This is a genomic window from Empedobacter sp. GD03861 (assembly GCF_029840885.1).
Taxonomy (GTDB): Bacteria; Bacteroidota; Bacteroidia; order Flavobacteriales; family Weeksellaceae; genus Empedobacter; species Empedobacter falsenii_B.
The window spans coordinates 1-12,917 of sequence record NZ_JAOCDJ010000005.1 but is presented as its reverse complement, the minus strand read 5'-3'; the positions used below and the strand labels follow the sequence as shown (position 1 = coordinate 12,917).

General features: G+C 30.3%; 11 protein-coding genes. 9 read left to right on the top strand and 2 right to left on the bottom strand.

The features are described 5' to 3' along the window. Positions 1-4 precede the first annotated feature (4 nt). The 8 genes from N5D03_RS03875 (at position 5) to N5D03_RS03840 (ending at position 10,373) form a co-directional block, all read left to right on the top strand. The gene (locus N5D03_RS03875) at positions 5-1,255 is read left to right on the top strand and encodes a glycosyltransferase N-terminal domain-containing protein (RefSeq protein WP_280050981.1); all 1,251 of its coding nucleotides are present in this window, start codon (positions 5-7) and stop codon (positions 1,253-1,255) included. 154 nt (positions 1,256-1,409) lie between these two features. Next, positions 1,410-2,027 carry a porin family protein gene (locus N5D03_RS03870; protein WP_280050980.1) on the top strand — a complete coding sequence of 206 codons (618 nt, stop codon included), beginning with the start codon at positions 1,410-1,412 and terminating at the stop codon, positions 2,025-2,027. A 133-nt stretch (positions 2,028-2,160) separates the two neighbouring features. After that, positions 2,161-2,538, top strand: coding sequence for a BlaI/MecI/CopY family transcriptional regulator (locus tag N5D03_RS03865; protein ID WP_038331851.1), 378 nt, complete (start codon positions 2,161-2,163; stop codon positions 2,536-2,538). 84 nt (positions 2,539-2,622) lie between these two features. Beyond that, positions 2,623-4,266 carry a M56 family metallopeptidase gene (locus tag N5D03_RS03860; RefSeq protein ID WP_280050979.1) on the top strand — a complete coding sequence of 548 codons (1,644 nt, stop codon included), beginning with the start codon at positions 2,623-2,625 and terminating at the stop codon, positions 4,264-4,266. 181 nt (positions 4,267-4,447) lie between these two features. Beyond that, positions 4,448-7,558 carry a UvrD-helicase domain-containing protein gene (locus N5D03_RS03855; protein WP_280050978.1) on the top strand — a complete coding sequence of 1,037 codons (3,111 nt, stop codon included), beginning with the start codon at positions 4,448-4,450 and terminating at the stop codon, positions 7,556-7,558. Continuing rightward, the gene (gene uvrC / locus N5D03_RS03850) at positions 7,558-9,366 is read left to right on the top strand and encodes an excinuclease ABC subunit UvrC (protein ID WP_125348623.1); all 1,809 of its coding nucleotides are present in this window, start codon (positions 7,558-7,560) and stop codon (positions 9,364-9,366) included. The genes N5D03_RS03855 and uvrC overlap by 1 nt, the downstream gene beginning before the upstream one ends. After that, complete coding sequence (locus N5D03_RS03845) at positions 9,347-9,787, top strand: hypothetical protein (protein WP_236688169.1); 441 nt, start codon at positions 9,347-9,349, stop codon at positions 9,785-9,787. Before uvrC ends, N5D03_RS03845 begins: the two co-directional genes overlap by 20 nt. Positions 9,788-9,875: 88 nt before the next feature. Further along, a complete protein-coding gene (locus N5D03_RS03840) occupies positions 9,876-10,373 on the top strand; it encodes a DinB family protein (RefSeq protein WP_280050977.1) in 498 nt (165 codons plus the stop codon). 288 nt (positions 10,374-10,661) lie between these two features. On the opposite strand, the gene gcvT is transcribed toward N5D03_RS03840, so the two are convergent. Together gcvT and N5D03_RS03830 are read right to left on the bottom strand one after the other, a co-directional pair. After that, positions 10,662-11,738, bottom strand: a complete 1,077-nt coding sequence (gene gcvT, locus N5D03_RS03835) for a glycine cleavage system aminomethyltransferase GcvT (RefSeq protein ID WP_125348617.1) — start codon at positions 11,736-11,738, stop codon at positions 10,662-10,664. Positions 11,739-11,816: 78 nt separating this feature from the next. Continuing rightward, the gene (locus N5D03_RS03830) at positions 11,817-12,179 is read right to left on the bottom strand and encodes a hypothetical protein (RefSeq protein WP_219033679.1); all 363 of its coding nucleotides are present in this window, start codon (positions 12,177-12,179) and stop codon (positions 11,817-11,819) included. Between the two features lie 43 nt (positions 12,180-12,222). Here N5D03_RS03830 and N5D03_RS03825 point away from each other — a divergent pair, with 43 nt between their 5' ends. Next, a complete protein-coding gene (locus N5D03_RS03825) occupies positions 12,223-12,897 on the top strand; it encodes a YiiX/YebB-like N1pC/P60 family cysteine hydrolase (protein ID WP_257467987.1) in 675 nt (224 codons plus the stop codon). The last annotated feature ends 20 nt before the right edge of the window (positions 12,898-12,917 follow it).

Here is a 12,917-nt window from a genome sequence, read left to right as displayed (position 1 = left end):
CATTGTGCAAGGATTTTATAACACATCAATTAAGGCGTACGGAATGGCGCTAAAATTGGCTTCGAATTTTAACGAAAAAGCAAAACTTTGGGTAGATGGAAGAAAAAATTGGGAAGAAAAAATAGCTTCTAAAATTTCAGAAACCGATAAAGTTTTGTGGGTACATTGTTCATCTTTAGGCGAATTTGAACAAGGTAGACCAGTGATCGAAGCATTGAAAGAAAACTATCCAACACATAAAATTGCTGTTTCATTTTTCTCTCCTTCTGGTTATGAAATTAGAAAGAATTATCAAGGCGCAGACGTTATTTTTTATTTGCCTTTGGACACAAAATCAAATGCAGAAAAGTTAATAAAAGTGCTTCATCCAGAAATTTTGATTTTGGTGAAATACGAATATTGGTTTAATTTGATTATCGAATTACATCAGCAAAACATTCCTACAATAGTGGTTTCGTCAATCTTTAGAGAGAGTCAAAATTTTTTCAAAAAAGACGGAAATAATTGGTTTGCGAAAAAATTAAGTTTGATAAATCATTTCTTTGTTCAAAATCAAAAATCAAAAGATTTACTGGATTCAATCAATATCACACAAAATACAATTGCAGGCGATACGCGATTTGATCGTGTCAAACAGATCATTCATCAAGATAATGAATTGGATTTTATGAATGATTTTAAACAAAATTCGAAATTAATTGTTGTTGGAAGTTCTTGGCCAAAAGATGAAGAATTATTTGTGAATTTAATCAACCAAAAATTAAATAATGATTGGAAAATTGTTTTTGCACCACATAATTTGAATGATGCTGAAATCAATTCTTTTCTGAATAAAATCAATCAAAAAGCTGTTAAATTTTCTGATTTAGAAAAAACATCCAATCAAGAGTTAATCGATTCGAAAATATTTATTCTAAATACAATTGGTATTTTATCAAAAGTCTATTCTTATGCAGATATTACCTATATTGGCGGAGGTTTTGGTGCAGGAATTCATAACACGTTAGAAGCTGTAACATTTGGAAATCCTGTCGTTTTTGGTCCTAAATACAAGAAATTTCAGGAAGCTGTGGATTTGATAGAAGTTGGCGGAGGATTTTCTATTGCTAATCGACATGAATTTGATACAATTATGAATCGTTTGATGAACGATGAAAATTTCCGAAAAGAAAGTGGAAAAAAAGCTGGAGATTTTGTTCAAGATTCACCAAATGCAACTAAAATTATTTTAGAATATTTAGACGATATTTTGTAAATCTTAAAATTTTATCAATTTTTAACAAATAAGGCACAGAAATTGTGAATCAGAAAAGTATTATTGATTTTTTTAAAGTGTAAATCAATCTTCTGTATGAATAAAACTTTACTTTTGAATTAAATATTATAACTCAGACTTAAGTAATAAAAAAATGAAAAAACTAATCTTAGGAATAGCACTTTTTGGTGGATTAAGTGCAGCAAACGCGCAAATTGATTTAGGAGTTAAAGGAGGTCTTAACTTCCCGACTTTATCTGGTGATTCAAGACAAATATATCAAAATCAAACTAAATTCAGAACTGATTTTTATGTGGGAGGTTATGCCAACTATAAGATAACGGATCAAATTAGTTTTCAACCAGAGTTATTATATTCTAAACAAGGAGCTGGATTGAAAACAAATGATAACTCAAAAGCTAAATTAATTACACATAATATTAATATTCCTTTAATGGGACGTTATGAAATTATGGATGGATTAAATGTTGAATTTGGTCCACAATTAGGTTTCTTAGTTTCTGCTAAAAAGAAAACTGAAGAAGGAAAAATTAATGAAAAAGAAAAATTTGTAGATAATTTCAAAACATTTGATTTCGGATTAAATTTTGGTGCTGCTTATAAAGTAAGTGATGAACTAGAAATTAATGCTCGTTTTACGAAAGGATTGTCAAATATTAATGATTATTATCCGCAAACAGTTAATGACAATTACAAAATTACAAATACTTACTTTAGTATTGGTGTAGCATACAAATTAGCTGAAATGTAATTCATTTCAAATCAAAATATTGAAAGGAGCTTTTGCTCCTTTTTTTTGTGCTTTATCGTTAAATAATTGCAAAATAAATTTGCTATGTCAAATTAAATTCTATATTTGTAGTAATCAAAATACAGTTGTAGATATGAAAGTTAAATTATCAAGAAGAGAAGAGGAAGTGATGGAAGTTATTTGGAGTGGAAAACAAGTTTTTGCAAAAGATATTATCGATTCTTACGACGATCCAAAACCTGCGAATACTACAATTTCTACCTTATTAAAAAGGATGCACGACAAAGGTTATATCGATTACGAACAAATGGGAAACTCGCGTCGATACTATGCTTTGGTGAAAAAAGATGATTATTTTTCGAAAGAAGTAAAAGGAATGATTTCCAACTTCTTTAATAATTCGGCAACACAATTTGCTTCATTTTTTGCAAAATCGAACAATATGTCGGTCGAAGAATTAGAAAAATTACGTGACATTATCGATAATGAAATAGACCGTAAAAAGAAATAATCTATGGTTGCGTTTTTTATAAAATTTATTCTTTGTTCCGGATTTTTATATTCCTTTTATAAACTTTTTTTGGAACGTGAAAGCATGTATAAAATCAATCGATTTTATCTGTTGTTTTCGTTGATATTTTCGTTAATCGCGCCTTTGTACAAAATTGATTTGCCTATCACAGCGACAGAAACAAATATTTCGCCCGAATTATTGGCTTTTCTGATGCAAAATCCTGAATTGTTGCAACAAGAAAGAGAAATCAATTTTGGTGATATTTTGAATGTTATTTACATTTTGGTTGGTGTAATTTTTCTTGTAAGATTTATCTACAATTTGTACGAATTAATGTTCAAAATTAAGACGGAAGAAAAAATCAAAGATCAAGAAATTACGTATATTCTTGATTTAGATTCGAATCAGCCGTATAGTTTTTGGAAATATATTTTTATTCCGAAAAAGCAACTGAAAAGTTTGCATCAAAACTTAATTGATCACGAAAAAGCGCATTGTATTCAGAAACATAGTTTGGACATTTTGTTGATAGAGATTTTTCAAATTCTTTTTTGGTTCAATCCGTTTATTTATTTCTATAAAAAATCAATCAAACTAAATCATGAGTTTTTGGCAGATGAATATGTTTTGCAAAGAAACTCAGATTTGAAAACTTATCAACATCAAATTTTGGATTGTATTGCAACGCAAAATCCATCGATGATGGCGAGTAATTTCAATTTTATTCTAACCAAAAAGCGCCTACTTATGATGACAAAAAATACATCAAAACGAAAAGTAAAAATTCTGTCTTTTGCTTCTTTGCCTTTTATATTGAGTGCATTTGTATTATTTTCTCAAAAATCTTTCGCACAAGAAGTTGAGAAAAAAGCTCAAAAAGTAGAACAAGTTTTGGAAAAACCTGTTCAATCGCAGGCCGAAATTCTTCTTGGACAAGCAACTACTTTAAGAGATTCGCTTCTCAAAACAGATCAAGTCAAAACGGCTACACCAATAGAAAAAGTGATTACCAAAGATGAGCTAAAAACGATTCTGAAAAGTAATCCGCAAAACAAAATTATCTTGAATGACGCAGGAGATATCATTCTGAATGATTCTATCAAAATAAAAGATATTGTCTTGAAAAAAGAGTTGGTTCCGACGATTTTATACGGAACGGATGGAAAAGTTTTGCAAAAAATTGACCCCAAAGAAATAGAAAAAGTTTTTGTAAAAAGTAATGAAGGTTTGATAGAAATTATCAAAAAAGATTCAAGTATCATCAAAATTTTTAATTCAGAAAAAGACATTCCGAATATTGATAAAAAAGTAAAAACAGCTAAAATGCCAACATTAAAAAATAATATTACGTTGAAAAATGGTTATTCTATTTATACAGATAAAAATGGTGTTGAGCATAAAATTATTAGTTCTGAAATTGATAAGGTTTATTTAGAAAATCAATTAAAATCAAAAGAAATTGATAATGGTTATAGTCTAAGTTTTTCAAAAAATAAAGGAGTTGATAAAGCGGAAATAGAAAAACAATTAAAAGAAGCACAAGCAAGAGGTTATGATATTACAGCTATAAAAACTGATACTAAAAATCCCGAAATACAAAAATTAGGTTCATTTACTGTAAAAACATTCTATTCTGAAGATCCTAAAGAAATGAGTAAACATCTTGAAGAAAAAAAGAAAGAACTTGAATTACAAGAAAAAAACACTAAGAAAATGCTAAAATAGATTGAGAAAAGGCAAAAACAGCTAAAAAAAGAAATTAAGAAATAATCAAAATTTCATAGTATATATAACATATTCAAAAAAAAGGAAACTCGTTCGGGTTTCCTTTTTTAGTACGTCATGTTTTGGCATTCTGATTTCTTATTTTTGAGAAGATTGTTTAACTTTCCTAAAAATTCAGAATTTGTTACAAGCAGGCGATTTCAAAATTTACAATGCATCCGCTGGTGCAGGTAAAACTTATACGTTGGTGAAAGAATTTCTTTCGTTGTTATTAACCAATGAAAGCGATTATCATTTCGAACATATTTTAGCCATCACATTTACCAATAAAGCTGCTGGTGAAATGAAAGAACGTATCATCGAAACGTTAGAAGAAATCGCCAAAAATCCTAATCCAAAAGAAAATCAATATATTCTGGAATTAGCTTCGGAATTGAATTTGAAACCTGAAATCATTAATACAAAAGCATATAATATTCTGATTGCGATTCTACATAATTATTCCAAATTTTCGATTTCTACGATTGATAAATTTAATCTTCGATTAATGAAATCTTTTGCACAAGATTTGGGATTATCGATGAATTTTGATGTCGAAATGAATACAAATGAAATCATTAATGAATCGGTTGATTTGTTGTATTCAAAAATTGGAGAAGACGAAAAACTAACGCAAACAATGATCAAAATTGCGTTGGATAATATGGACGAAAATAAATCGTGGGATATTCGAAAAACACTTTCTTCAGACACTTCGGACATTTCTAATGATCGTCATTTGCAAGATTTAGAAAAATTAAAAAACATTTCGTTAGACGAATTTATTCGTTATCGAAATGTTATTTTTGATGATATAAAAACTTTGAAAGATGGTTTGATTACAATTGGAAATGAGTTTTTCGAATTACTTGCAAACAATGGAATTTCGGCAAATGAATTACCAGGAAAAAGTCGTGGAATTGCAGCTTTTTTTCAAAAATTAAAAAACTTTGATGGTTTTGGTTTGATTTTGCCAACAGATGCCAACACAAAAGATATTTTGGAAGGTGGTTACCTTTCGAAAGTGAAAGATGCAACTGCTGAATCTATTTTTCCTCAAGTGAAAGATTTGTTCGAAAAAGCTGCGAATATCAATGATCACTTACTTTTGTTAACCTCAATTCAGAAAAATATATCCTCGATTTCGTTGATTAATGAAGTTGAAAAATCATTGGATTCGATCAAAAAAGATTCAAATGTTTTATTAATTAATGAATTTAATACCATTATCAGTAAAAATCTGCAACAACAACCTGCTAATTTTATTTATGAGCGAATTGGTTCACGTTACAATCATTATTTTATTGATGAATTTCAGGATACATCGACGTTACAATGGAATAATCTGAATCCGTTGGTCGAAAATGCACGCGCGCAATCTGATACGATTATGTTGGTTGGTGATGCAAAACAGTCCATTTATCGTTGGCGAGGTGGAAATCCTGCGCAAATGATTGATTTAATTGATCGAAAAGAGGAAGAAAATATAAAAGTTGAAGAGTTAGAAAAAAACTGGCGAAGCCACGAGAATATTATCCAATTTAACAATGAATTGTATTCGTTTATCGCACCACAACTCAATTTGCCGAGTTTTCAATATTTGTACGAAATCGGAAATAAACAATTGACCAATCATCAAAAAGATGGGTTTGTCAAAATAAACTTCATTGAGCAAGAAGGTCGTTCGAAAGATTTATTTAAAGAACAAAATTTAGAATTAGTTTTAAAAACGATAGAAGATTGTCGAGCAAATGGTTTTTCTTTAAATGATATTGCAATTTTGGTTCGTAGTAATGCGCAAGGGATTTTGTTAGCGAAATATTTGACCGAAAATAACTTGGTTGTAATTTCAAATGAAGCTTTGTTGTTAAAAAATTCTTTCGAAATTCAATTGATTGAATATTTGTTCAAAATCACCTCAAATCCTCAAGACGAGCAATCAAAAATTCGTTTTTTGATGGTGGCTTATGAATTAGAATTATTCAAAACGGATGATTTAACAATCACAGTTGAAAAAGCTTTAAAAGGAGATTTGCCAAAGTTTTTAAAATTAACCAAATCAGTTGGGATAGATTTAGATTTTATTCAAGATCAAAACCTTTCGTTGTATGATTTTACAGAAAAAGCGATTCGAACTTTACATTTACAAGAGCGTTCGCCCGCTTATATTTTAAGTTTTTTGGATGTTATTTTAGAGTATTCATCGAAAAATGAATCAGATCTGAATTCATTTCTTGAGTTTTGGTCGACAATCAAAGATAAAGCGAGTATCAAAACGCCAAAAGGTGTCGATGCGATTCAGATTATGACGATTCACAAATCAAAAGGCTTGGAATTTCCAGTTGTAATTTTGCCGTTTTTAGATTGGCAAAGTAAGAATTCTAAAATTTGGATTCCATTACAAAAAGATGAAGAAAATCCGTTCGAAACATTTTATGTTGGAATTAATAATGAATTAAAATCAATCAAAAACGAAGCGATAAAATCGAAGATTGACGAAGAAGAAAATTTGGTTCAATTGGATGAAATTAATACACTTTATGTTGCAACAACGCGTGCAAAAGAGCAATTGTATATGATTGCGCTAAAACCGAAAGAATCTTCGAAATCAAAAAATATTGCAAATTATTTACACGAGTTTGTTTCGTATAAAGGTTTTTCTGAGGATGAAATTATTTTGAAAGGTTCTCCTGAACGAATTTCAACTCCAAAAATCATAGAAAATTCTTCGGCTGAATTAAAAATTTATTCTTCGGATTGGAATACGCGTTTAGTAATTAATACCAATTCGGAAAAAGCGCAAGAAAAGTTGAAATTCACCGAATTTGGAAATACAGTTCATAACATTTTATCGCAAATTGTTACACAAAATGATTTGCCAAAAATCATTGAAAGTGAAAAACAACGTGGTACAATTTCAGCCGAAAATGTAGAACATCTGCAAAAAACCTTGCAAAATTTATTACAAGATGCTAAATTAGTTCCATATTTTGCTGAAGGTTTAACGGTTTTGAATGAGCGCGATTTTATTGATGAAAATGGACAAATTTTCAGAGCCGATCGTGTGGTAATTGATGCAGAAAATAATTGTTCGATTATCGATTATAAAACTGGTCAACCCGATTTAGATCATCATTTTCAAGTAAATAGATATGCCAATTTTTTTAGAAATTTAGGTTATAATATTCAGACCAAAATCTTGATTTATATTGATGATGAACAGCAAAAAATAAATGTTGTAGAGGTATTTTGATGAATGAAAATGTAAAATTAAAATTAGCGAGTTTACCCGAAACGCCCGGTGTTTATCAATATTATAACAAAAAAGGAGATTTGTTATACATTGGTAAAGCGAAAAACTTGAAGCGTCGCGTGAATTCGTATTTCAATAAACAACACGATTCGAAACGTTTGCGTGTTTTGGTGAGCAATATCGATAACATCGAAACGATAAACGTTAATTCTGAATATGATGCTTTGTTGTTGGAAAATAATTTGATTAAAGAGCATCAACCACGATACAATATCCTGTTAAGAGATGACAAAACCTATCCTTGGATTTGCATCAAAAATGAACGATTTCCTCGTATTTTTTCGACTCGAAATGTTATCAAAGATGGTTCGGAATACTTTGGACCATATTCTAACGGAAAAGCGATGAAAGTTTTGTTAGGTTTGATCAAAGAATTGTATCAACTAAGAACGTGTTCGTATGATTTGAGTGAAAAAAATATCGAAAATCATAAATTCAAAGTTTGCTTGGAATACCATATTGGCAATTGTCTTGGACCTTGTGAAGCTTATCAAACAGAAGAAGAATACAACGAGCAAATTTCGGCAATTCGTAATATTATCAAAGGAGAATTTAACGAAGCAAAGCAATATTTGATTAACCAAATGACAAAATATGCATTGGATTTGAAGTTTGAAAAAGCGCAAATGATTAAAGAAAAAATCGAAGTGTTACAGAATTATCAATCTCGATCTACAATTGTTTCGCCTACGATTACCAATGTTGATGTTTTTTCGATTACGTCGGACGAAGAATATGCCTATGTCAATTTTATGAAAATTTATCATGGCGCAATTATACAGTCCCATACAGAGGAATGGAAAAAGAAATTGGATGAAACGGACGAAGATTTATTGGAACGCGCAATTATTGATTTTTCGGATCGATTTAATTTAACTTCGAAAGAAATTTATGTTCCGTTCGAATTGAGTTTAGAAATTCCGTTCAGAAAAATTACCGTTCCGAAAATTGGCGATAAAAAACATATTGTCGATTTATCGTTAAAAAATACACGAATTTATCGTTTAGAACAGCTCAAACAAACCAAAATCGTCGATCCTGATCGTCATACAAATCGTATCATGAATCAGATGAAAGTTGATTTGCGTTTACCCGCAGAACCTCGACATATCGAAGGTTTTGATAACTCCAATATTCAAGGAACGAATCCTGTTTCGGCTTGTGTGGTATTCAAAAATGGAAAACCAAGTAAGAAAGATTATCGCATTTTCAATGTAAAAACCGTAGAAGGACCGAACGATTTTGCAACGATGGAAGAAGTGATTGAAAGACGATATTCGAGAGTTTTGGCAGAAGGAGAATCTTTGCCTCAATTAATTTTAATTGATGGTGGAAAAGGGCAATTAAGTTCTGCTCTAAAATCGATTGATCGTTTGGGATTGCGCGGAAAAGTTTCGGTGATTGGAATTGCGAAGCGTTTAGAAGAAATTTATTATCCAGATGATCCTTATCCGTTATATTTGGACAAAAATTCTGAAACCTTGAAAGTGCTTCAACATGTGCGAGATGAATCGCATCGATTTGGAATTACACGTCACCGAAATCGTCGAAGTAAAAACGCTTATAATTCGGTTTTGGAAGAAATAGAAGGTATCGGTCCGCAAACAATTAAAGAATTATTAACAAAATTTAAATCGGTCGAACGAATAAAAAATGCATCTTTGTTAGAATTAACCGATTGTATAGGAAAATCTAAAGCAAAAAAAATAAAAGATTATTTTTCGAATGATGAAAAATCTACTAATTGACAGAGATTTAACGTCTCTTTTGAACAATCCAAAGCTACAAGCCACTTTGGCAATTGTTCCTATCACATTATTTGTACTTGGCTTGTTAAGTTATTTTGGAATTTTTTATTCGATGTTTAGTACGCTCGATGTGCAGCTAGGACATTCAGGAAGTTCTAAATCGTTATTGAGTGCGTTATTAGGGAATCTTATCATTTTTATCTTTTTGGTATTGATGAGTTTTTTTACTGGCGTGATTTCTTTTGTATACTTTATTGTGCATGCTTTAAAGAATCCAAATTTGATAAAAAGTGATGATCGTTTGGTCTGGATTACGATTATTATTTTTGGAAATGGAATAGGAATTTTTGTCTATTGGCTAACTCAAATCAAGCGAAAAAAGCCTCGTCCAATTATTGATTTATACACAGACGATATCTAAAAATATAAACTGTTTTACTAAATTGTAAAGCAGTTTTTTTATGAATTATTTCAAAAATTTGTACCTTTTAACTACAAATCAAAACAACATGAAAATAGTAGAATTATTAGCAAAAGAATTGCAAAACGAGTATCAAATTACCAAAGAATTTATTGCAAGATTTCCTGAGGATAAAACGACATACAAACCTCATGAAAAAAGTATGGATATTACAACTTTAACAAATCATGTGGTTGAAATATTTGCTTGGCCAGCTTTGATCTTAACAACTGATAAATTAGATTTTGCTACAGGAGATTACAAACCGACAAGTTTTACTTCTGTGCAAGATTTACAAAAGAAATTAGACGAAGATTACGAAGCGGGTGAAAATTCCTTGAAAAACGCAACGGATGAAGAATTGAATAATAATTGGAAAATTGTTGCTGGTGATACAGTCTTCGCAGATTTTACAAAATATGAAGCAATTCGTCATGCACTAAATCAAATCACACATCATCGCGCTCAATTAGGGGTATTTTATCGTTTATTGGGAATAGATTTACCTTCTAGTTATGGACCAAGTGCTGATTCTCAAAAGTTTTAAAAAATAAAAAAGACCTCTAATAGAGGTCTTAAAATCATAATTAGTGTTAATTGTATTACTGATCAGTAATATTATTATCTCAATAAATATAACATATATCATATTTAAGCAAATCTAAGTTATGTTTTTTTTAAGAAATATTAACAATTTTATAATATTCGTAGTTAATAATCTATTTTATTAATTTTATCTAAAAAAGACATCAATAAATGTATCAATTAATATGAATTCATAAAAAAAGCTTTCGAAATCCTCGAAAGCTTTTTTGTATTTTGACTTTATATTGTTTTAAACAAAAGGAGTTTTTACAACTTCTGCTAATACATTTTTATCACGAATTTGAATTCTAATTGTTGTTCCAACTTTAGCAAAATCTGTATGAACATATGCTAAACCAATTCCTTGTTTCAACATTGGAGACTGCGTTCCTGAAGTCACAATACCGATTGTATTCTCGTTGTCATCTACAACTTTATAATCGTGGCGAGGAATTCCTCTTTCGATCATTTTGAAACCAACTAATTTCTTCTCAACTCCAGCTTCTTTTTGAGCTTTTAAAATATCAGATGAAATAAAATTTGTGTCCAATTTCGTTACCCAACCAAGACCAGCTTCTAATGGAGTTGTATCATCATTGATATCATTTCCGTATAAGCAGTATCCTTTCTCTAAACGCAATGTGTCACGAGAAGCTAAACCGCAAGGCTCAATATCGAAAGATTTTCCAGCTTCCATTACTTTGTCCCACATTTCGTTTGCTTGCTCATTCGCGAAATAAATCTCGAAACCTCCTGAACCAGTGTAACCAGTTGCAGAAATAATCACATTTTCCATACCTGCAAACGTACCAATTGCGAAATGATAAAACGGAATTTCAGCTAAATTAACATCTGTCAACGACTGCATTGCTTCAATTGCTTTTGGACCTTGAATTGCTAACAAAGACATCTCATCAGATTTATTTGTTAACTCTGCACCAAACGTATTGTGTTTGTTCATCCATTCCCAATCTTTATCGATATTAGATGCATTTACAACTGCCATCCATTCATCATCAGAAATTTTATAAATGATTAAATCATCTACAATTCCTCCTTTTTCGTTTGGCATTGCATTATATTGAGCTTGACCAATGGCAACTTTCGTTACATCATTCGTCAATAAGTGTTGTAATAAGTCTGTTGCTTTTTCTCCTTTTACAAAAAATTGTCCCATGTGAGAAACGTCAAAAACACCAACTTTTTCTCGAACAGCAAAGTGTTCTTGGTTAACACCTGCGTATTGCACTGGCATTTCATATCCAGCAAAAGGAACCATTTTCGCACCTAAATCTTTGTGCTTTTGGTTTAATGCAGTTACTTTCATTGTTTGTTTGCTTTGATAAGTTTATAATTCTCCCAAAAATAAGGAATTAATTGTTAGGAAAATTTCTTTAATAGAAGATTATCTAATTTTATGAATAATTTTTAAATTCCCTTCCGTCGCTTTATACGGCTCGAAACGCATAACCGATTTTCCTTTACCAAATTTGTTCATAAACTTTTCGTTTATTTTTCCTGATAATTTCAATGGTTGACAACCTTCGCAAGGAATAATCAAAATGGTATCGTTTGTTTTACCTTTTACTTTTACAATTTCGTACGAATAATCTGTATCCAAACGAGAATTAATAACATTTTCAATTGGTTTATTAAAGCTCTCAATAAAGAAAACGCGTCGATCTTTGTTGCTTCCAATAATAATTGCAGCACCAACTAAAATCAATAAAACGACAATTGATATGGTCAAAATTTTTTTAAAATCCATCTTTTTGGTTAATTCGTAGATTAAAAGTAATAATTCATTCCGAATGAAAAAAATATTCGTTTTATTTCCTATCTTTTTACTTCTATTTACATTGACAATGAATAGTTGTACAAAAGCAAAAATATTAAAAGAAAAACATTCAATTTCATTACAAAATATCCAAAATGGAGATTTGATTTTTGTTGGTGCGCAAACAGAAGAACTTTCGGGCGCGATAAATAGAGTGACAAAAATAAATGACGAAACCAATTTTGATCATGTTGGTTTAATCGAAAAAACTGATGATTCTATTTTTGTTCTACATGCTGCTCCAATGGGCGGATCGCAACGAGAGGAAATTCATCATTTTTACATTTCTCAAACCGAAAAGAATAATAAAATTGTCATTTATCGTCTCAAAAATGAATATCAATATACAATTCCTCATGCAATTGAAAAAGCTAAAACAATGCTCGGAAAACCTTATAATTGGTTATACATTTTGAATGATGACGAATTATATTGTTCAGATTTTGTGGAAAGAGCTTTTCGTGATGATACTATTTTTGAATTGATTCCCATGAATTTCAAAAACAAAGAAACTGGAATTATTGATGATTTTTGGATAGATTTCTATCGTAAAAAAGGAAAAAAAGTTCCGCAAGACGAACCAGGAACAAATCCAAATCAATTGGCAACTTCTAAGAAATTAATTAAGGTTGGTGAGGTGAAGTTTTAAAATGAAACTCTGAAACAAAT